Below are 22,443 nucleotides of genomic sequence, written 5' to 3'. Positions count from 1 at the left end.
GATTTTAATTTTTTTTCTTTTCTATACTTTCATCAACTGCCTCTTCTTTTATTTTTTGGGCTTCTTCGGCGGCCTTTAATTTGGCTTCTTGTTTTTTCTCTGCTTTTGTGGTTGATTTGAATAGGGCATCCCAAAGTTCATTAAACTTATTGAACTCTTGGGTGAAGATCAAGGCAATACCGCTCACGATAACTTGTCCATCAATAACATTTTCAAACTCGTTTCTATGGAAACCTTTCAATCTATAACGGCCATTTTCTGTTAGTATATATTCAATACTGACATTTCCAATGATTGGTGTTTCTTCGCCAGTAGAACTGCTGCCCTGTACATCAACTTCACTTCCTACACTGACGATCAAACGGTCATTGAACATTTTTTTCTGGGCTGCAATATCCAATTGTGTGCGATCTTGAGGCGTGCTGCCTTGGTAATCTGTATAACTATCCAATCCGAAATTAAGCTCAAAACCAGAGCTGCCCAACAATTTATCAGAGAACATATTGAGTTGGTCAGAGACCGCATCATTTAAATTATCTCGTGCAATTGATGCGACACCTCCAGTGCTTCCATCGCTTCCAGGGTCAGGATAGAATCGGTTCAAAACCAATAATGAAAATACTTGTCTGTTAAGCTCGTCTTCCTGTTGATTGAGTTGCTGCACCCTGCCATACACTTGTCCGCCGATAGCGCCTTGTTCGTCTTTTGGCATGTCCAGATTAAAATTGATTTTAGGTTCCATCAGTTGCCCGTCAATATTGAGGTACACATAAAAAGGAAGCACCTGACGGAACTTTCCTTTGGCAGATTCGTCCAAATTGGATGTTGTAGGCGCCATCAGGGCGGAAGCTGAGGTTTTAACTTCATATAATGCCTTGACGTCCAACTTGGCATCAAATGGATCGCCAGACCAGGTGATGCGACTCCCAGAAACAAGATTGAATTTACGGTTGACAAGATTATAAAGATTCAATTCGTAATGGCCACTTTGAACTTCATAAACACCGGAAAGAGTGATGTTTCCATTAGGTTTCATGCTGAATGTTAAATCCCCTTCACCGGATACCTGAAAGTTATCTCCAGTGGATTCATCAATGACGATGGTCACTGCGGCGTCCTGTCCAATCTTCAGCAGTGCATTCATGTCGAATCCAGTTATGGTTGCCGTTTTTTCTTCAGTACGGGTTAATATGGCATCCGGGTTTTCACGATTCACGAAAATAACAACGCCATCTCGCTCCTCAACATTCACCGTTGCAGATGGCATTACGTATGTGACATTGGTGTCTGATCCGACCGTTGCTTTTAGATCTATTTTCGGAATCTGTAAATCGCCCGTAATTTTGGCGTCTGCATCAAAGGAAACTTTTCCGTAAAGGAAATCATTATCTTCTTTTGTAGCATTAAGGACTTGAAAATTATCTGCGTTCACTTGCAAATCGAAGGAAGGATTGATAAAAGATTCCGTTCCTATTTTCCCTGAGGCAATTAAAGTGTTTTGGTTTTCATCTCTAATAGTAAACTTGTCCATAGAAAGTCCTTCATTATTGATGTATAAAGTTTCATTGGCAAGTGTGAATGCCGCATTGAACTTCTTTATCTTAAAATCGGCATCATTGAAATTTAAATTGCCTTCATATTTTGGTTGATCGAGTGTCCCGGTCAATTTGAAGTTTCCTGAAAAGCTGCCATCGGTTTCTATAATTTCACCTTGGGAAAACCCTGTGAGAGCTTTCATGTTGAATTGATTGATATTCAAATCTAAATCAAGGTTGGCACCACCAGGAAATGCAATATAATCACCTTTTAAATCCAAGTCAATTTCGCCTCCCTTCATATCCACATTAAAATCGTAACTGTCGCTTCCAAGTGACTTGGCATCAAGATTCAGGCTTCCCAAATCTACTTGCATAAAACTCAATTGCGAAATATCCAGATCGGCAATAATTCCAGTGTTTGTAAACGGGTCCACCAGAACAAAATTGCCATTGAGGTTGCCTGTTGTCAATTGCTCCTCGGGATTCAGATAACTCAACAGTTCACTCAATTTGAAATTCTTAAAATCGACAGCAATGTGTTCCTTAGAGACAGAAGAAAGTTTGTCTGTAATCTCAAAAGATTGGTTGTCACTGCTGAAAATAAACTCATTAAATTCCATTTTTTTGTCGCTGATCAGAATTTCGTTGTTTTCCGGAATTTTCCAAGGTGTTTTATTTAATATCAAATCTTCAGGGTTGACATGAAAACGTAATTGTTGTCGATTACCTGTGGTCTTACTTGTAATTTGCGTTAATATGTCTTCCTTATGATAGGCAAGGAATGCCAAAGACAGTTCGTTGTTGGTTTGGTCTCCAGTTAGTTTTGTTTTTTGAATATTAAACGGCCCCGCCTTAATTCTGTTGAAACCTAAATCAAACGTAAATTTATCTCTATCCGTATCCATTGAAAACGTTAAACTGTCCAGCTCATAACCACTATAATTGATATGTGGGGCCGTAATCCTGGCTTTTAATTGGCGCTCTTTTTCTTTGAAATCGACGTCAATTTTAACCGTGTCTAACTTTTTTACATTTACCAAAAAGACATCGTTTAAAATAGGAGCTTGGATGATTTTTCCTCGTAATTTTAAATTGACCGGGTCGGCAATACTATCTGGCACCTCTTCATCGCGGTAGAAATAACTAAACACATGGCGTCTTAAGGCTTTGCTGAAGCTTTCAGGCTCTGTGTTGGATTGCAATAGGACATCCACCAACTTATTTTTGATGGATACAGAAGTCGTGTCTTTTCTCACGTGGGCGAGAGCATTGAGGTCTCCCAACAAATAGGTTTTATTATCATATACTACAACACCTTCATCAACAATGGCTGCAGCGTCGTAAGCTGTTCCGTTCCCTATAAAATCAACATATATTTTCATGCCGGTTTTGACTTCGCGCTGCATGAGTCCCAGGGCTTTCAAATCTGCACCAATAATATTTAACTCTACGTTGGCTTCAGGTGAGACGGAGTCCAAAACTACCGTGGCATATAAGTCCATGTCGAGGTTAAAGTCCTTATATTTTGAGGTAATTATTCCACGTCCGTTTTTGACATCTCCAACAAGGTTTAGGTCGTTAATATCATAGTTATTGTATTTAAAGCTGGACACAGTCGCTTCAATATGGGCGTCGATATCGTTGATATTTTCTCCCTTTCCGTTGGTTTTTAGATTTAAACTTAACGTGCCCAATTGTTCGTTTTGGAGCAGTTCATTCAGTTTATAGTTTTCTATGGACAGATCCGCGTCAAATTCTAAAATTTCACCATTCTTAAAATTCCCATCAATAGAAGCAATACCTTGTGTTGTAGTCAGGGTTGCATTCGTGTAGATGTCGTTGGGGTTTCCTTCTATATTTCCGACCAATTTAATCTCTTCAGGCAGGCTCACACCCAGGTCCTTTTCATTCACAAACTGCACAATATCGGATCGAGTTGAAATGGCTGAAAAATTAGGAATGTCGAATTGGATATTCTCAGGATCTGTGATGTTTTGAATTTTTCCGTTTGCCGAAATGTGCGTGTTTGCCCAATTGACATTCATACGATTAATGTTGATATCAGACAAATAGCCATCAGCCGTGGTGTTTCCGGTGAGTAAATGTTGGCTGAGAGTATTTAGATATTCATTTTTTTTCAGTTCCGGTTGAATCAGAAATACATCTTTCAAGGACACTCGGAATGTGGGAATATCAATAGCAATCTTCGATTTTTCTGGCGATTCGATCAACGCCGATAATTTCGGATATTCAAGTCGTAAATTGGCGATTAAGCTGTTGTTATTTAATGCAGTTTTAAGATCAGATACGGTCAAGGCATTATCATCAGCGTTGAACTTAAGGCTTAATTCCTTTAAATCAAATCCTGAAATTTCCTTAAACGTAGAATTTTCGATATGAAGTTCTGCTTTTTTATCTTTTAGATTGATGTTATTGGCTTGCAGGTTCAGATCGTTTAAAACAAAAGCATCCGGATTGAAATGTCCTGTTTTGGCTTCTGCGGAAGCGACAAAATAGCTGAATTTGTTATTGGTAAAATCAACCGAACCAATTGCTAACCTTAATTCTGGCCACTCAAAGAACTGAATATCCTGTTTGATGTCTTGGGTAACTTCCACCACTTTTTGGGTGACGGCATTGGTATCAGTTTCAGTATTTAATTGGACGGAAGAGTTTCTTAAACGAAAAGTGTCCACTACAAAATCGCTATTGGCTAAATCTACTTTTGGAATTTTAGCGAATAATTCTTGGATATCAATTTCTGCTGCAATCCGATCGCCGTACGATTGGTAATCGGCATAAACATTGTTCAATGTTAAAGTCTCAACAGCAAGAGACGGTAAGGGCGTTGGGTCTTCCTCAGGGATAACTGGTACTGGCGTTTGGATGAATTTGATGCGTGCGTCAGTAAGGTCCAAAGCAGAGGCTTCAAATATCATTTGCTCCAAATCGGTGGTTTTCATATTGGCATTGAGCGTCCCGATTTTAAATCGGCCGTCAATACCGGCAACCGCATCATCAAAAACAATATCGATATCCTTGAAATTGAGTTTTCCTATCACAATATTCAGAGGTGCTGCCGTAGTATCTGTTGCAACCGCCGTAGTGTCCGCTGGAGCAAAAGCATCAATCAAAAATTGGAAATTATAACCTGCGATAGAATCTTTACGGATAATATTGGCACGAAGACCATCCCAATGTAGCGCATCAACGCCAATGCCTTCGCCACGGATCATCGCCCAAAGAGGGATATTGGCTTCCAGCGATTTTGAATAGACTAAGGTATCTCCTTTAGTATCCTCCAAAAATAAACCATCAATTTGGAGATTGCCGTCGAAGGTAAGAAACAGGCGATCAATTTCGACTTTGGTATTAGTCTTATTGGAAACGTAAGATGTGGCTTTGTCGACAATGATGCCTTGACCCCACGGACTTCTAACAAATAAAATCAGCAGAAAAATGAACACGAGAAGGCTCAGAATAATTCTTCCGATTATTCTGAGGGCCCTATATTTTCTTTTTTTAGGTTTGATTTTATCGCTGTTGCTTTCTTCCAATAAGTATGATCTAGGGTTACAAATTTATCATATTAGCGGATGTGACGTGTCTCTAAACGCGATTATTAATAACTCTAATCTCAATATTGGGTAAAATTAACAACTATTGCCAGCTTTAATGGTCTTAAGTTAAAATTGTATTAATTCTACTACATCAGCAGTTTTCGTGCATTTACATAAACCAGCAAAGGATTCAATTACGATAGTTTAGTGGTCAAGTATTTTATTTGTTGCTGCCTTGACAGCTTTTTTTCTATATTCTTGTGTTCTGGTAAAATACACAAGTTATTTTAGGAAACTGGTCGGCTTCATACAGTGTCATTGATATGGTATTGATGCCTAAAAATTAATTGGTGTTTTACATTTATAGATGAAGACCTTCGGTTAGGTAGGGTCTTTTTTATCAGAAAATAATGGGATGATTGACTGGTTGCCGTAGAATGATTAAACTTTTGAAAAAGCTAAAAATCATTAATTCATAAATCCAGCTTATTGAGTAGTTTAGGATCAATATTCTGACGAATAAGTAGGGTGCTGTGGAAACAAAGAATAAAACTCGAAGAATAATGTATATTGTGCGAAATTAAAATACTTCTAATTGACTAAACAAACGGCACTCTTTTTTATTTTCCAATTCTATATTGCAATTGGCCTCTGCCAATCACTAACCGGAAAGGTTGTAGGCATCATGGATGGCGATAGTTTTAAACTCCTTACGCTTGATTCGACAGTAGTTAGAGTGCGATTGGCCAATATTGACTGCCCAGAAAAAAAGCAGCCTTTTTCTGCAAAGGCTACACAATTCACCGCCGATGCCATTTTCGGAAAAATGGTGACCATCAACATCCAGAAAACCGATCGCTATAGACGTTATATCAGCAACGTGATCTATAATGACTCTTTAAGCTTGTGCCATGAATTGGTTAAAAATGGCTTGGCTTGGCATTATGTAAAATACTCAAAGGATAAAACCTTACAGGAAATGGAAGATAAGGCCAAAGCTGCTAAAGTGGGACTCTGGCAAGATCCTCAGGCCATAGCACCTTGGGAGTGGCGTAGTTCTAAAAGGAAGAAAAAAGTGAAATCTGAATGAAACTATTTCGACTTTTCCTGTTTATCGGGGTAATGACATTTGTTTGTGAGCTCTCAGCGCAAACCGTTTACGTCACTAAAACTGGTAAGAAATATCATAAATCCAACTGCCATTACTTGAGAAGCTCCAAAACTGAAATCACTTTTGAAAAGGCGATAGATCTTCATTATACTGCCTGTTTAATATGCAAACCAACTGCCAATGTAAGATCGTTAGACATCAGATCTACATCGACAAAATCTACCACCACCCCAACCGTAAAAACTACCGTAAGCACCCAATGCACGGGAAAAACAAAAGCCGGAGCACGCTGTAAACGCATGACCAAAAGCGTAAATGGGCGCTGTTATCAACATTAAAGTCAATCTATTTTAAATTCGATAAATGTTAGTTTATTGTGACTATTAATGATTGCTTAGAACACTGAACACTGCCTGCCCGTCCATGATCTTAGCGGAGGCGGGAACTCATAGCTTGTCCACCGCATCCATCTGTTCTCTTCCTTTATTCGTCGCAATCACACTGATGATCAAAATCTGCAGGGCGTGATAAAACATTAACGGCAATAATATAATGCCCACGATACTCGTTTGACCAAATAAAGCTTCGGAGAAGACCGTGCCATGAACCAGCGATTTTTTGGTGCCACAAAACTGATTGGTGATTTGGTCAGCATGATTGAATTTTAATAATTTCCCAATCCAACCGGTTAAAAAATACACCAAGAAAAATAAAAATAGCACTAAGCCGACCATCGCCATCATTTCGAGTAGGCTGACGCTACTGAAAATATCGTCTTCAAAGGACTGTACAAAGCTTTTATAAATGATCAATAATATGATGGACTTATCAAACTTATTCAGGGTGCGTTTGTTTTTCTGTGCCCATGCACCAAGGAATCGTCTGAGCAACAATCCCAATATCAATGGAATGACAATCTCGGTAATCAGTTGGAAGTAAATTGTAGAAAAGTCGAATGTCACATCCGTTTGCTTAATAAACGGCATCATCCATAGAGGTGTCAGGATAATTCCGATAATCCCTGAGATGCTGGCATTAAAGATGGCGCCAGGCAAGTTGCCCTTTGCCATGGAGACCATGACCACCGACGAGGACACGGTAGAAGGTAGGGCTGCCATAAATAAGAAGGCCAACCAAAGCAATTCATAGGATGTGTCTTTTACCAACGGGAAAAAAGGTAAAATCAGCAGCGGAAAGAGCACAAAGGTTGAGGTTTGAACGGAGATGTGCAGTTTCCAGTTTTTAAGTCCGTTTCTAATGGCTTGAGAGCTCATGCTCAGACCATAAAAAAAGAAGATTAAGGAAATACCCAAACTGCTAATGAAATTCATCGGTACGGGGCTGTCAGAAGCGCCGAGTTGCGGAAAGAAATATGCAATGACAATACTAATGACAATGGCGATGACAAAAGTGTCTATTGGTGATTTTTTGAGCATTTAAGTCGTTGGGTTTAGTGCAAATATAAGGAGGATAGGCGTTATGAATGTGATAAAATATCAAAGATTCAGGACGTTTGATAGTGTTAGTAGCTCTTGGCGGTAATTGAATTTACTGAAGAAACACTGTTTATAAATTGTGATGCCCGAAATGCTCTCAATCAACAGCACCATTGTTGGTGTTTTCTACCAACAATCTTAATTACAAGCCTCCCATAAATCTCACCACTTCTTCCTCAAAAACATCCAACGGAATCCGATGCTCCAAGTCGTGCCTGATGTTGATTTTATAATCTTGTTCCTGCATTAATAAATCGCCCAAAAAGTGAAGCGTATCTTTAGGATTGACAACAGTGTCTTTTGAGCCTAATACAATAGAGATGTGGTCATTATTGGTCTCTGGTGTATCCGGTAGATTTTGTAGCACGCTTCTTTCGGCCAACGCGGGGTTGAATACCAACGCGGGTAATTGCAGTAATTTTGATAGATGATAGCCCGCAAATCCGCCCATACTACTGCCCATGACCAGATCAAATTTGGCATCTTTATATTGATCATGCAGCCATAAAATGCTATCTGCATTGTTTTCATAATCTATGGATGGCGCCTCAACATTGCCGTAGCGCTCTAAAATCTCTCGTTTTTCGGGGGTTAGGCTACCGTTAAGGCCGTGGATATATAGGATTTTCATGTTGTCAAGTATTTGTGCTCAAACTAAGAAATTTTTATGATTCTCATACTGAATTCTTAGTAGGTTTTTTGTTTTTAGACTGTATAATATAGGATGTGTGTTTCCTGATTCACTATCTTTGGAGTAAAGCTGGTTCTCATGACAAACCTTCACCGATTTAGATTCCCAAAGACAGTGGTATCTGTAATCACCGCACTGTATATCGGTTTAATATTAGCGACATATTTTGTGTACTACAAAGAGCCTTTTATAGACTGTGCCAAACGAATGTTGATTGCGCAATCTATTGCCTTGATTTTTCAAGTGGTGCTGAATTATGTCAATTTCCGTTCACCAAAAAAAATTGTTATTCTCGCCACATTATTTATTAGTGCAACTCTTTTTTCAGGCGTGCTTTCCACTTTTTTTAATTTGGAGTTAATGTGTCGATATTATGGATATTGATTCGGTCATTGTTGATGATAGACGCCATTTTTAGTGTTTTCTACCAACAATCCTTAAAGATAAAATAAAACACTAATCAAAAGCACCTTCAAAAATATAAAGGAATTTTAGTTTCCAATTTTAATATTTAGCCAACGTTCCAATGCTTTTGTGAGTTTTTCTCTCTCACTTGGTGTCATTTCTGTGATATTTGCCGTGCCATGATGTTTTCCTTTCATCATAAACCATAGGGCATCCACTTTATCAGATTTTGGCACAGCTGAAGCAGACCAAGTGTCTAAAGTTCCATAAATATGTATGATTTTATTGCCATGCTTAGGAAGCCAAGCATTAAGTCCTTTTAAAGCTTTATCGTTAAACGGAACCTTCATATGATTAGGTGTAAAAGCGGCATGCGGATTTTTATCGGTAGGTAATTCGTCCAAAAGTCCTTTGAATTTACTGGTGTCATAACCGTAATAACCAAATTCGTTGGCCGATTGATAATAATGGGAGGCATAGTCCGTCATGGTCTGATCACTAAAAAAGGTGATATCCGACACTTGGGTTAAGTATAAAAAGGAATCATAAGCAGAAGCGGTTTCATCAGGAATTGAATCACAGTCTGAGCCGTATTGCCAAAATGAAAACGGGTATTCCATCACTGAAAACTCAAAGGCTTTTTCGATGTTTTGATAGGTGAAACTCGCTTTGGCACCCACGCTGTAAGCTTTCATTAGCGGTAGAATCTCGTCTTTGTTTTCCAAAACATGTCTCTGGAATATTTCGATTTTCTTGCGACAATCTGCAGTTCCTACAGTATCTAAAAACTTATAAACGCGTTGCTCTTCAAACGACGTATTGATTGGTCCCACATAATTGACACTAACATCAACATCTTCAGGATAAAAATAGCGGTAAAATAAGGTCGTTGCACCTCCTTTGCTACGCCCTGTAGATACCCATTTTGTCGGGTATAAATTTCGGAAAAGAGTGTTGATGTGATGTAAATCGGCGGCAACTTGCTCTAAAGTCAAGTATTGATAATCGATTTCGGCGGGATTGCTTTTTCCAAAATAGCGATGCTCAATCCTGAGCTGGTTAGCATCGATAAAATGCGTTAATTCATCAACCCTATTTCTGATAGCAGTGTATCCTTCCGTGATCATCACTGTGGGCAGCTTAAAATCTTTGTGTGACAAATAAGCTCTTTGATAAAAATAGCCTTTGGAAGGGTCTTTATGATCAAGAGGCTGTTTAATCTTTAATTCATAAGCCGCTTCATAATTATCGGGAGTTTCAATTTTTGTGAAAATAACATCGGGCAATTCGTAAAGGAGTTGTTCCAGTGTCTCTGATTGCGCATTTAAAAAAGATGATAATCCGAAGATTAAAAGCACAGTGCATATTGATTTTTTCATAAGTACTTTGAAATAGAGTAAAGATGTGTTTTGGTAAAATTAAGAACTACTCGGAGAAAACGGGCTCAAAATTTTAAATATGTCTAAAATTTCAAGCTATTGTCATGAATCCATTGGATTTATACGGTTATTGATATTTGGTTCGACCCCGCTGGGGTCGAAGGTAGTTTTGATTTTATTACAAAGATTCCATCTCTACGAGATTTGTTTGTGATCGGACGAAGATGGTTTTTTATATCCTTTACTTGATAGGTTGTTTCTATTCAGGTCGTTATTGTTTTTTTTGCCAACAATAGGTTACAAAACAAATCAAAACCATTATAAATTCCCGCGGCTGAAATAGCCGATATCCTGAATCGGTAGGATTCAAATGTTTATAAAATGTTTCAAGCTATTGTTATGAATTCAGAGGCCTCATACGTGTGTTGATATTTTGATCAACCCTGCTGAGGTCGCAGGTAATTTTTATTTTGTTACAATGATTCCGTCTCTACGAGATTTGTTTGTGATCGGACGAAGATGGTTTTTTTGCCAACAATAGCTTACAAAACAAATCAAAACCACTATAAATCCCCGCAGCTGAAATTGCCGATATCCTGAATCCGTAGGATTCAAACGTTTATAGAATCTAGCATGTAGATTGATCCCGACCCCAGCGGGGTCGAACCTATGATTGAGACCTTTCAGGTTTTTAAAACCTGAAAGGTCTTTAATCACGCATTACGCTTCAATTTCGGTGGCTATCGGGATTCGGCTTCCTTCCTGTCCGGCAGGCGGGCATCCTTCTTCGGCTTATTCACCCACCAATACAATGGCGGAATTATAAGTGGCGCAAACACTAAGGTACTCGTCAATCCACCAATAATCACTGTTGCCAACGGTCTTTGAACATCCGAACCGATGCCGCTTGAGGTGGCTGCCGGTACCAGTCCGAAAATAGCCAAAACAAGAATGGTCAATACCGCTCTTAGTTGTTCCTTTGAGGTTGCTGTAATCATGGTTTTGCTCAAGGGTTCATTTGCGGAGGCTCTATTTAATGCGGAGACCAATAAAACGGCCGCCATCACAGAAATACCCAAAATAGAAACAAATCCAACCCCAGCAGAGACGTTAAAATAATAGCCTCTAAGCAGCAAGGCAATGACGCCTCCCGCCAAAGCAAATAGAATACAGCTGGCCGTGATTAAAGTGTGTCCGAAGTTTTTATACAACATAAATAAAAAGGCAATCACCAGAACTAAGGTCAGCGGAATGGTAAATGCCAGCTGCTTTCCGGCACGTTCCAAGTTTTCATACTGTCCGCCATAAACAATCTCATAACCTTTAGGGATATCTATTTGTGTCTCAATTTTATCCTGTAACTCTTTCACATAGCCGCCTTGATCCCTGCCTTGGATATTGGCACGTACCGTCACCATACGTTTATTATTAAGACGGTAAATGTTGGTTTGTCCGTCCTCGTAACCAATATCTGCCAATTGATCCATCGGGATCAATACGCCAGTAGCTGAAGGAATCAACAAGGTTTTTAAGTCATTAATGTTCTCTCTGTATTCTGGAAGATAGCGCACCACAATATCATAGCGTTTGGCACCATCATACAAGACAGAGATTTCTTTACCACCAATGGCGGCTTCAATCATATCTTGAATATCCGCTACGTTAATTCCATAACGTGCCGCCTGCTCCCGATTGATATTAATGACCAATTGGTCTTGAGTGTTTTCTTGCTCAATGTTTACTCCTTCACTTCCTTCCATTCCACGCATAATTTCCGAAATGAGTTCAGCCTTTTCGCGCATCATGATCAGATCATCACCAACAATGGAGACGGCTAAATCGGCAGCACTACCCGTTACAATTTCCATCACCTGGTCAATAATAGGTTGTCCGGAAGCAAAGGCAACCCCTGGGAATTCATGTTCCAGATCGCTGCGCATTTTTTGCACCAATTCGTTTTTTGAAAGCGTATCACTCCAAGTAGAATAATCCTTTAAGCCAACTAATACCTCGTTTCTATTGGCTGGAAACGGATCCGTACCATCGTCGTTACGTCCGGTTTGTGTAATGACATAGGATACTTGGGGGAATTTGGAAATCACCTCTCTGATTTTAGGTGCGTATTTCGCATTTTCTGCAATGGTGATTCCTGCTGGGAAGTTGGCTTGCAGAAAAATCGACCCTTCATCTAATTCCGGTAAAAATTCCGAGCCTAACTTCGTTCCAAAAGAAATCAAAACCAGTACAATGGCAAACCCAATGACCACGGTTTTTTTGTAATGTGATGTAAAAACGTTCAAAACCTTGACATACTGTTTTTCTAAAAATGTGAGGACAAAGTTTTTAGGTTCTTTGAATTTTTTGTCGGGTTGCGACATGGTTTTGCTGTACACATACGAAATGACCACAGGAATGAAGGTCAGTGCTGCCAACATCGATCCTAAAACGGCAAACGATAGCGTTAATGCCATTGGCGAAAACAGTTTGCCTTCTACACGGGTCATTAATAAAATCGGTAGATATGCCAAAATAATAATCGTTACTGAGAAAAAGATTTCACGACCAACTTCCTGGGCAGACAATAGGGTAATTCTAACAATGCCACTTTTGCGTTCTTCAGGGGTTGAGGTGCGGTATTTCCGAATGAGATGTTCGGTCATGACCACGGCGCCATCCACAATAATTCCGAAATCAATGGCGCCCAACGAGAGGAGGTTGGCTGGAATGCCTGTGAATCGCATAATGATAAAAGCGAATAACATCGAAAATGGAATGGTCAAGGCCACAACTAAAGCACTTCGGACACTTCCCAAAAAGAAAATTAGGATGATGACCACAATACTCACGCCTTCAAACAAGGTCCATCCCACAGTATTTAACGAGTGATCAATTAAAAATCCACGATCATATAGCGTTCGGATGGTCACGTCTTGCGGAAGTTCGTTGGCTTGTAAATCGGCAATGCGCTGTTTGAGTTCTACCAGGACTTCACTCGGGTTTTCAAATTTCCGAAGTAAAATAATACCTTCTACGCCATTGTAGACCTCGATATTTTCGTCAGGTACCGAATAACCTAAAACACCACTCGGTGGCGGAGGTGCAATTTCTACACTCGCCACATCACGTATAAATATCGGTACGCCATTAACCGCTTTTAAGACGATATTCTCAATGTCTTTTTCGCCTTTTATGGCACCCAAACCGCGTACGGCAAAACCCTGACCGCCGCGTTCCATGATATTGCCTCCTGTGTTATGGTTGTTGGCAACCACAGCCTCTTCAATATCAGAAAACGACAGATCGTATTTGCGGAGTTTGTCAGGATCAATAAGAATATGGAACTGTTTTAACGGACCTCCAAAGGTGGTAATATCGGCAACGCCATTGGTTTGTAGTAAATACGGTTCAATGACCCAATCTTGTAAATCCCTTAACTCCGTAGGCGAATAGCTTGGCGGTGCTTCTACCACGTATCTAAAAATCTCACCCACAGCGGTGGAAAGTGGCGCCAATTCGGAGATAACGCCATCTGGTAATTCGGCGCTTGCGAGGCGCTCCATCACTTGTTGACGTGCAAAATAATCGTCCGTATCATCCTTAAATGTCAGTTGAACCACAGAAAGTCCAAAAATGGTTCGGCTTCTTCGGTCAATGACATTAGGTACGTCTTGCAGTACCCGCTCTAAAGGAATGGTGACTTGCTGCTCCACTTCTTCGGCAGCGCGACCTTGGTATTGCGCCACCACAATCACGTTGGTATCGGCAATATCCGGATAGGCTTCAATTTTAAGTTCAGTAAAGCTATAATACCCGATGGCCATGATCAGTAGACTTAAAACGACTACCAGAGGGCGGTTTTTATGTGAAAATATGAGGAGATTTTTAATCACAGGAAAAATGATTTAAAAATTAAATGTTTTATTTGGAGGAGGTAAAGATGATCTACCAGAGATCGACCCGGTGGGTGATGATGAATCCGCCGCGATACTGTTCTCTTAGAACGCTTAATGTTGTTTTTACTTTTTCTTCAGAATCAACAAAGGTGATCAGCATGGATGCTTCATCAAAGGAAAATAGTCGGGAAGGTTGTTTCAATCGATGATGTCTGCCGAAACCCGAATATCCCATCACGGAAGTTGCACCTGCAATCCCATTGTCTATGAGTAAATTCATAATAAACTCATGTAAAGGCTTGACGCCTTTGAGTTCGTCTTTATCGATGAAAATTTGTGCTTGTAACATGACATAATGTTTTAATCTTAACTTGATTATTTACTTTATAGGGTTTCGACTGCGCTCAACCTGACATTCGACTTACTGAGAAAGCTAACTTCATTCAAAATGTATGTTGAATAGGTTAATGCTCGACTTGACCTAAGAATTTTAATATCCGAACGATAAACCTTTGAGCTGTAAAACGCCTTCAATGGCAACTTCATCATCGGCAGAAATGCCATCAAAAATGATAATCCGATCGCCAATATGTTGACCGATTTTTACTTCTTTACGCTCAAATTCGTTTTCGGAAGTTTTTATAAATACATAATGCTTGCCCTGGACCGTGACCAGTGCATTCTTGTTGACACTAACATTATGGTCATCGCTCAGATCAAAACTCACATTGGCAAACATGCCTGATTTCAGTTTTTTAGAGGAATTATTGACGATAATTCGCGCTTTGACCATGCGTGTGCTATGATCGACAACGTCGGCAATGGCATCCACTTTTCCAGTGAATTCGATATTCGGGAAGGCATTGAATCGAATATCACACGTATCACCTTCTTTAATATTTCCGATTTGATTTTCTGGAATATCACAAATCAGGAATGCCGTTCCCGCCTTTGCTTTTCGCAAGACATCAGGTGAAAATCCTTCGGAAATCAATTTGGATTCGTGTTCGGTCAGGGCTGCTTTCTCATTGGAAAGTGCGCTTTGCTCCATGGTCAAAGCACTTTCAGCATCCATCAGATCTTGACCTGTTGCGACGCCGTGAGCATTCAAATCTTTTGTCCGTTCCAATTCCAACTGACGCTGCTTGAGGTTGACGTTGGCAATTTGATTGATGCTGATCTGTAATTGATTCAGCTGTGTATAATGGCTCGATAGTTCAGGGTTTTCGAACAAAATCAGATGTCGTCCTGCACCTTCGCGTGATGGCAATACGGTGGCGGCGACGTTTGCCGGTGCCGTAAATTTTGCCGAAAGCGTATCGTTATTGAGATGCTCCGTCTTGAAAAACTCCAAGTGTGCAGCTTCTGGAAATTGAATGGTCGTCCCACCATTGGTGATAACGGGTGAGGCTCTATGGGTCGGTTCTGTTTTGGATTCGCTGCCACAGGAGGACAACAAGAGTAAAACAAAAGCGGTGAAAATTGCGTTCTTCATTATTGTGCTAATTGATTGATTAAACCTGCTACGTACAGCAGTTGTATGTGACTTTGACGGTATTGCTCTAAAACGTCGTTGTATTGTTCTTGCGTTTCCAGCCAACTGCTTTGGGCTTCCAGGAAATCGACGATGCTGGTGCCTCCTCGGAGGTAGGCGTACTTTATATTATCTAAAATGGTTTGTGATTGCTCCAAAACCGATTGATAATTTTCTATATTTTGTAGCTGAACTCGATGACTTTCATAAGCCGTGGTGATTTCAGTTTGAAGTTGGGTCTGCAAGGTGTGAAATTGCTGTTCAGCCTGATCTCTTTGGATAAGTGATTTTTTGACCTCACCTTGATTCCGATCAAAAAACGGTAAATCGATGGACGCGGCAAATCCGAAATGAGGTACTTTGTTTTGTGCGTTATAAATCACGCCAATTTCAGGTTGTGGATAGGCCATGCTTTTTTGCAGATGGATATTGCTTTCAGAAACTTCAATCATGGATTTGGCAGCTTGGATATCACTTCGAAACTCCATCGATTGCTCTAATAATTCGTTTAAGGAAGTCAGTCCGTATCTACCTAAATCTTCCGAGGTATCAATTTGGATAGTATCTTGGATACCCATAATAAACTGAAGCTCCTTTTTACGATTGGCCAATTCTTGATGCTCTGTAGCGTATTGTAAGGCATATTGTTTGGCTAATAATTCCGTTCGAAAAACGTCTGTTTGGGTGATGACTTGATTTCTGAACCGATGTTGATTCGTGATCACCAAACTGTCAATATTATCTTTTGCAGATTTTATAAGTTCCAGTTGTTTCTGTGCGGTCCAGACGTCGTTCCATTTTTGGGCCACTTCAAAAAGCACGGCACTTTCTATTTCGGTGTATTCCTTTTGTGATAATTGGGCGCTTTTCTGAGCGACCTCAATTTTGTTTTGACGCTGACCCATAATTTGGAAGGTCTTGGATAATTGCCAAAGCACCTCACGGTTTTCAGGATGGCCCCAATTCGTGCTATTTTCAAAATCTGACGAATTGGCAATCTGAATGGTTTCATTGCTCAATACAAGATTCGGCCGCAACTCAGCACTTAGGATATCACTTTCGGCAATAGCTACATTATAGTGCTCAGATTTCAAAATAGGATTGTTGAGCCTTGCCGTTTTTAAGACCTTTTCCAAAGTATATGGTGTTTGCGCATGTAGAGACTGTAATCCTCCGACAACGATAGCTAAATAGAGAAATATTTTAAAAATGAAGGTCATGTCAGCTTTTTAGTGAATTCTTTTTCGGTTTGCATAGAATTACAAATATTGACCTCATTTCTCTATTTATCAGTTAGAGAACTCATAGAAAATTATTAGAATTTCATTAGAAAAATTATTTGTGAAATTTAAAGGGGAGCTGGTAAGGCCGACCAAAGAATTAATTATATATGAGTTGAGGCTCACATTTCATTTGTATTAAAACTTTATGCTGTGTATCAAAAGATACCGTCTTAGTCAAGGCGTCTTTTTATCTTTAACCTAAAGTATAAAAACATTTAAATTGGAAAGCCATGAAAAAAGTAATTCACTGCCGCGATGTCGGATTTGATTGTGATGGAATCATCACAGCCAGAACAGAAGAGGAAGCATTAACATTAGCCGCTGAACACGCGAATAAAGTTCATGGCGTAACTAAAGTGACTCCAGAAATTGCATCTAAAATAAAGAGCGTCATGCGGGATGAGTAAGAGAAAAGGGAATATTGGTTTTATAAAAGATGGTTTCTGAAATTGACCTTTAATTGGATGGAGGGCTAAGAAATGTGACTTTGAGTGATTAGAATTTAATATTAAAGTTATTTTTTATTAGCTATAAGATCTATTTCTTTTAGCCAACAATGATTATTTGTTGACTAAAATTAAATATTGACGTATCTTGTTAATGATATTTAACCTCATACTCATATGAAACTGGATGACCTTCCACTTGAAGAGGAACTTAAAACTGAAATTGGTTCAACTTGCCGAACGATTATAGTTGAAAAAAGCGCAGTTTTAGCTGAATCTGGTAAATATATGAAGGTAATTCCATTAGTTTTGGATGGTTCAATCAGGGTTTACCGAAACGATTATGATTTGGATCGGGAAATTCTGTTGTATTATATTGCTTCAGGACAAACGTGTATGATGTCTTTGGTGGCAAGTTTTTCAGATATGAAAAGTCAAGTCCATGCAATTGCTGAGCGCAAATCTGAATTACTCTTGGTTCCCACAACGAAAGTCCGCGAATGGCAAATCAATTATCCCAAATGGAATGATTTTATTATTCATACGTTTCTAAATCGCTATACCGAATTGCTCAATACTATTAATGATCTCAGTTTTAAGAATATTGATGAACGGCTGTATAACTACCTTATTCAATATCACCACAGACAAGGTGATGATAAAGTGTCTCTAACCCACAAGAAATTGGCGAATGAATTAGGAACAACCAGAGTGGTAATTTCAAGATTGTTGAAGGATCTTGAAAAAAAGAATGTGGTTGAATTGCGTCGGGGCGAGATAATTCTGAAAGGTCAATGAGATTTTAGCCTTCTTTTAAAGTTGGGAGGTTGACGTGGAAATCCGTTTTAATCCCCACCTCAGAAGTCGCATAAATCGTCCCTTTATGCAGTGAGATTATTTTCTGCGTCAACGGTAACCCAATCCCGTTGCCATCGGCAAATTTCTGATTGTCACCACGATAAAATGGTTTGAAGATGTTTTTTAGATCAATTTCTGAAATCCCAATCCCACGATCTGAAAATTTCAATTGGATGCTATCGCTTTTAAAGAGAATGGATGCTTTTGAATGCTGATTATCCGAGAATTTACAACCATTTTCAAAGAGATTGGTAAAAGCGACTTTTAAGAGATATTCATTCCCGTAGATGGAAATTTGATCATCGTTTTCAAAATCATTTTCAAAGTGAATGTCAATTTTATAATGAGGATTGGCTTGTTGCACTTGCTGCCTGGCATCCAATAAAACCTCGTCAATGCGTACCGATTTAAAAGAGATTTCAGAAGGGTCGTAACTTGCTTTCGCCATATCCAAAAGACTATTGGAAAGCCGCACAATTTTTTTTGCATCTTTTAAGCTGTTCTGGATGGCGAGTTTATAAGCATCACTATTTCTCTCTTTTCCGAGAGATAGTTCCAACTCAGTAATTATTGCCGCTAAGGGCGTTCGGAGTTCATGTGAAATGTTCGATACAAAATGTTTCTGGGCCTCAAAGGACTGTTCCAACCGATCCAACATCGCATTAAAGGTTTGTGCGAGTTCGGATAATTCATCTTTATTGTCTTTGGAAGGTAGGCGTAAATCCAAATTTGTCGCGGTGATTTCTTGTGCTTTTTCGGTCATTTTACTGATTGGCTCAAGCGCTTTTTTTGAAAAGAAAACCCCAGCGATATAAATAAAAACAATGGAAATAACGAAAACATAAATGCTGGTTTTAAGTAAGTTGTTCAACTTGTTATATCCGTATTGGTCATACGAAGTAGCGGTAATTATATAGGTTTGATCTTCAAACTCAAATCGCATTCCCACCACTTGCCAGCCTTCTTGGTAAAACTTTATTTCACCTTTTTTGTATATGTCGTCAATCATCGGTTTAGTTTCCTTGACAAAATCGATATCCACGGCATCATGGTACAACAAATTGAAATCCTGATCGTAGATGGCCACTTCAACTTCGTTTAAAACTTGGCGGTTACTGCGGTAGATATCCTGTAGGGTCTGTGGGTTAACTTTAGCATTAAAAACCAAGTTGGCTTTAGTGATGGCTTCTTTTTTAAGCAAAGCATAGAATTCACGTTCGCGACTTTCTTGGGTGGAAAAATAAATCACAGCTGCAAAGGCCAATAGAATGGTGGCAGTAATTACTGTAAATAATAAGGCGAGTCGTGTTCTGGTTTTCAAAATAGGGATTAAAAATTAAAAGTGTTTATTAGTCTCATTTAGAATTAAACTTATTTATTTAGTGTATACCGCCCAATTCTGGAAAAGTTTTAGACACCTTCCGATATCAATCGGGATCACGGATTGTCATGGATTTCTTCCTAAAAGTTTTGAAAAAATAGGTCGCGATCCATTTCACGAATTAAACAGACTTTCAGCCTGTTTTAAAAAAATCAACTGTCTTCCCGTTTCATCACGAAACCCATTCCGGATTTGGTGTGTATGAGTTTGTGTTCAAATTCCCGGTCTATTTTCCTGCGTAAATAATTGATATAGACATCGATAAAGTTGGTGCCGGTATCAAAATGCGTATCCCAGACTTTTTCGGCAATTTCAGTTCGCGAGAGCACGCGCTCAGGATTTTTAAGCATATATTCTAACAGCTTAAATTCTTTCGGTGTTAAGCTGATATCCTGTCCGTTGCGCTTGACCATTTTTGTATGCAAATTCATTTCGAGATCGGCATAATTGAGAACGGTGACAGAACTGTTATTGCTGTTTGTCCGTCTGTTCAGCAACGCTCGGATCCGTGCTATGAGTTCGCGCATTTCAAAGGGTTTGACCAGATAATCATCCGCACCAGCATCAAAGCCATCCACTTTATCATCGGTGGTGCCTAAAGCAGTCAGCATGATGATGGGTATATTGGGTTTGGATTGTCTAAGAGATTTACACAAATCAATACCGTCCATTTTTGGCAGGATGATATCGGTGATGATGAGATCGTAATCATTTTGTAGCGCAAGTTTTTTACCAGAGACGCCATCATACGCCAATGTCGGGGTAAAGCCGTGCTCTTCCAACCCTCTTTGTAAAAGTTCAGCGACCCGCAAATCGTCCTCAATAATTAAAATCCTCATAGATGCAAATTTACAAATTCATTGGCGCTTTTACATGGGAACAAAATAATACTTATTTGATTGTAGTCATAGCATTTTATCGTCTCAAAAAATCAAAATTCTTTAAAGTGTTTCCTAAAAAGTTAAGTAGGTTTGCTGAGGTTTAAATCGGATGCGGTTTTTATTCTCAACCTTTATCTTTTAATGAAACAAAACAATTATCTCTATATCATCAAATTGGCAATCCCAATCATCATTGCCAATGCCTCCGTGCCACTATTGGGATTGGTAGATACCGCTGCGATAGGCCAAACCGCCTCGGCTTCCGATTTGGGTGCCATTGCTCTCGCCGCTCTGATTTTTAGTTTTGTGTATTGGGGATTTGGTTTTCTAAGAATGGGTACCACCGGCTTTATCGCTCAAGCCTCGGGCGCCGAAGACAAAAATGAGCTCCACGCTTTGGTGTTCCGATCTATATTTCTTGGGGCAACCATTGGTTTGGTATTGGTTGTATTACAAAAGTTAATTGGCGAGCTGTCGGTTTATTTATTGAGTGCGAGTGATGAAATCAAAAATTTAGTTAAAGATTATTTTTACATCCGAATTTTGGGTGCACCGGCAACATTGATTACCTTCTCACTATTGGGCACGCTCATCGGCATGGGATGGACCAAACGTTTGCTTTGGGTGCAACTGTTTTTGAACGGTTTAAATATTGCGTTTAATGTCACTTTTGTCGTCGGATTTGGAATGGGGGTGAAGGGTATTGCCCTCGGAACCGTTTTGGCAGAATGGTTGACCTTGTTTTTTGCGGGATATATATTGTTTAAAAGACTCGAACTTAACCGACCGTGGGAGCGAATTCAAGAATTGAAGACACAAATTTTTGATATGCCCAAGCTTATAGCCTTGTTTAAGGTCAATTCGGATATCATGATTCGCACCTTGGCCTTGTTGAGTGGCTTTGCTTGGTTTGCCAATGAAGGCGCAAAGTTTGGAGATCATACGCTTGCCGCCAATCACGTGTTGTTGCAGTTTGTGACCTTATCGGCGTTTTTCTTGGATGGCTATGCCCATGTAGTGGAAATGCTGGCTGGGAAAGCTTTTGGAGCTAAGAACAAATCACTTTTTATGCTTCAGGTCAAACAATCGACGGTGTTGGCTGGAGCTACTGCGGTGGTGCTTGCCCTGCTTGTTTATATAAGTGGGAATACCATCATTCCCTTACTGACCAAAGATCTTCAAGTGCAAACCATAGCTTCCAATTATAAGAACTATGCGGTGTTTTATATTTTGTTTTCTTTTATAGCTTTCCAGTTGGATGGCGTTTTTATCGGGGTAACCCGAAGTAAGGAAATGCGAAATGCGACCTTGTTGTCCATGGTGGCATTTATTGGTTTAGGAATGCTATTGGTGCATTATTACGGAAATACAGGATTGTGGCTGTCGTTCATTTTTTATGTGGTGGTAAGAGGTTTTGCACTCGGGCTTTATTATCCTGGGATTTTGAGGATGTTGGAGGTGAAGTAAATATGTAATTAGAGACGCAATGCATTGCGTCTCCACTAAAATAATGTAGTGTGTCTCTGTCAATAAAAACCAAGAAACCCGAACAAATGTCCGTCCCGATCCTTCGGGATTGATAGTGGTGCCTCCAGCACCGAAGCGTCGGAGGAACCAGGGGACATCTTATCGTACATTGCGAGAAACAGGAATCAATTAAAAACCTGCTAAAACCAAAAAACCCGAACTAATGTCCGTCCCGATACTTGGGGATTGATGGTGGTGCCTCCAGCTCCGAAGCGTCAGAGGAACCAGGGGCCATCTTATCATACATTGCGCGAAACAGGAATCAATTAAAAACCAATAAAAACCAAAAAACTCGAACAATTGTTCTTCCCGATCCTTCGGGATTGATGGTGGTGCCTCCAGTTCCGAAGCGTCGGAGGAACCATGGGGCATCTTATCGTACATTGCGCGAAAAAGGAATCAATTAAAAACCAAAAAACCCGAACGAATGTCCGTCCCGACCCTTCGAGATTGATGGTGG

Annotated in this window: 14 protein-coding genes; 4 read left to right on the top strand and 10 right to left on the bottom strand. The window is 39.7% G+C overall.

Features of this window, described 5'->3' with window-relative positions; genetic code table 11:
• Positions 1–4: 4 nt before the first annotated feature.
• A complete protein-coding gene (locus tag MWU32_RS01235; RefSeq protein ID WP_246937043.1) occupies positions 5–5,095 on the bottom strand; it encodes a translocation/assembly module TamB in 5,091 nt (1,696 codons plus the stop codon).
• A 598-nt stretch (positions 5,096–5,693) separates the two neighbouring features.
• Here MWU32_RS01235 and MWU32_RS01230 point away from each other — a divergent pair.
• A complete protein-coding gene (locus MWU32_RS01230) occupies positions 5,694–6,188 on the top strand; it encodes a thermonuclease family protein (RefSeq protein WP_246937041.1) in 495 nt (164 codons plus the stop codon).
• Between the two features lie 467 nt (positions 6,189–6,655).
• Here the strand turns inward: MWU32_RS01230 and MWU32_RS01225 are convergent, their stop codons facing one another.
• The 7 genes from MWU32_RS01225 to MWU32_RS01195 all read right to left on the bottom strand — a co-directional run bounded on the left by MWU32_RS01225 (position 6,656) and on the right by MWU32_RS01195 (position 16,827).
• Positions 6,656–7,645, bottom strand: a complete 990-nt coding sequence (locus MWU32_RS01225) for a bile acid:sodium symporter (protein WP_246937039.1) — start codon at positions 7,643–7,645, stop codon at positions 6,656–6,658.
• Positions 7,646–7,847: 202 nt separating this feature from the next.
• The gene (locus tag MWU32_RS01220; protein WP_246937037.1) at positions 7,848–8,336 is read right to left on the bottom strand and encodes a YqiA/YcfP family alpha/beta fold hydrolase; all 489 of its coding nucleotides are present in this window, start codon (positions 8,334–8,336) and stop codon (positions 7,848–7,850) included.
• Positions 8,337–8,887: 551 nt separating this feature from the next.
• Positions 8,888–10,180, bottom strand: a complete 1,293-nt coding sequence (locus tag MWU32_RS01215) for a S28 family serine protease (protein WP_246937035.1) — start codon at positions 10,178–10,180, stop codon at positions 8,888–8,890.
• Between the two features lie 740 nt (positions 10,181–10,920).
• Positions 10,921–14,070, bottom strand: a complete 3,150-nt coding sequence (locus MWU32_RS01210; RefSeq protein WP_246937033.1) for an efflux RND transporter permease subunit — start codon at positions 14,068–14,070, stop codon at positions 10,921–10,923.
• Positions 14,071–14,122: 52 nt separating this feature from the next.
• On the bottom strand, positions 14,123–14,422 hold the full coding sequence (locus MWU32_RS01205; RefSeq protein ID WP_129017367.1) for a DUF190 domain-containing protein: 300 nt from the start codon (positions 14,420–14,422) through the stop codon (positions 14,123–14,125).
• A 141-nt stretch (positions 14,423–14,563) separates the two neighbouring features.
• Positions 14,564–15,568, bottom strand: a complete 1,005-nt coding sequence (locus tag MWU32_RS01200) for an efflux RND transporter periplasmic adaptor subunit (protein WP_246937031.1) — start codon at positions 15,566–15,568, stop codon at positions 14,564–14,566.
• Complete coding sequence (locus MWU32_RS01195; protein ID WP_246937029.1) at positions 15,568–16,827, bottom strand: TolC family protein; 1,260 nt, start codon at positions 16,825–16,827, stop codon at positions 15,568–15,570. Before MWU32_RS01195 ends, MWU32_RS01200 begins: the two co-directional genes overlap by 1 nt.
• A gap of 293 nt (positions 16,828–17,120) precedes the next feature.
• On the opposite strand from MWU32_RS01195, the gene MWU32_RS01190 reads away from it, so the two are divergent.
• Together MWU32_RS01190 and MWU32_RS01185 are read left to right on the top strand one after the other, a co-directional pair.
• A complete protein-coding gene (locus MWU32_RS01190; RefSeq protein ID WP_246937027.1) occupies positions 17,121–17,297 on the top strand; it encodes a DUF1059 domain-containing protein in 177 nt (58 codons plus the stop codon).
• A 216-nt stretch (positions 17,298–17,513) separates the two neighbouring features.
• Positions 17,514–18,134: a Crp/Fnr family transcriptional regulator gene (locus MWU32_RS01185; protein ID WP_246937025.1), complete on the top strand. Its 621-nt coding sequence runs from the start codon at positions 17,514–17,516 to the stop codon at positions 18,132–18,134.
• A gap of 4 nt (positions 18,135–18,138) precedes the next feature.
• On the opposite strand, the gene MWU32_RS01180 is transcribed toward MWU32_RS01185, so the two are convergent.
• Both MWU32_RS01180 and MWU32_RS01175 read right to left on the bottom strand, forming a co-directional pair.
• Positions 18,139–19,515 (bottom strand): ATP-binding protein, encoded by a 1,377-nt coding sequence (locus MWU32_RS01180; RefSeq protein WP_246937023.1) that lies wholly within the window; start codon positions 19,513–19,515, stop codon positions 18,139–18,141.
• 212 nt (positions 19,516–19,727) lie between these two features.
• Positions 19,728–20,414, bottom strand: a complete 687-nt coding sequence (locus tag MWU32_RS01175) for a response regulator transcription factor (RefSeq protein ID WP_246937021.1) — start codon at positions 20,412–20,414, stop codon at positions 19,728–19,730.
• 183 nt (positions 20,415–20,597) lie between these two features.
• On the opposite strand from MWU32_RS01175, the gene MWU32_RS01170 reads away from it, so the two are divergent.
• Complete coding sequence (locus MWU32_RS01170) at positions 20,598–21,923, top strand: MATE family efflux transporter (protein WP_246937019.1); 1,326 nt, start codon at positions 20,598–20,600, stop codon at positions 21,921–21,923.
• The last annotated feature ends 520 nt before the right edge of the window (positions 21,924–22,443 follow it).

It is taken from the genome of Gelidibacter sp. F63206, from assembly GCF_023015735.1.
This window is presented reverse-complemented; position numbering and strand designations above follow the sequence as displayed.

Coding starts and splice junctions, on each gene's coding strand:
- MWU32_RS01185 (WP_246937025.1), top strand. CDS start 17,514: ATGAAACTGGATGACCTTCCACTTGAAGAGGAACTTAAAACTGAAATT.
- MWU32_RS01220 (WP_246937037.1), bottom strand. CDS start 8,336: ATGAAAATCCTATATATCCACGGCCTTAACGGTAGCCTAACCCCCGAA.
- MWU32_RS01175 (WP_246937021.1), bottom strand. CDS start 20,414: ATGAGGATTTTAATTATTGAGGACGATTTGCGGGTCGCTGAACTTTTA.
- MWU32_RS01200 (WP_246937031.1), bottom strand. CDS start 15,568: ATGAAGAACGCAATTTTCACCGCTTTTGTTTTACTCTTGTTGTCCTCC.
- MWU32_RS01170 (WP_246937019.1), top strand. CDS start 20,598: ATGAAACAAAACAATTATCTCTATATCATCAAATTGGCAATCCCAATC.
- MWU32_RS01215 (WP_246937035.1), bottom strand. CDS start 10,180: ATGAAAAAATCAATATGCACTGTGCTTTTAATCTTCGGATTATCATCT.
- MWU32_RS01190 (WP_246937027.1), top strand. CDS start 17,121: ATGAAAAAAGTAATTCACTGCCGCGATGTCGGATTTGATTGTGATGGA.
- MWU32_RS01225 (WP_246937039.1), bottom strand. CDS start 7,645: ATGCTCAAAAAATCACCAATAGACACTTTTGTCATCGCCATTGTCATT.
- MWU32_RS01195 (WP_246937029.1), bottom strand. CDS start 16,827: ATGACCTTCATTTTTAAAATATTTCTCTATTTAGCTATCGTTGTCGGA.
- MWU32_RS01205 (WP_129017367.1), bottom strand. CDS start 14,422: ATGTTACAAGCACAAATTTTCATCGATAAAGACGAACTCAAAGGCGTC.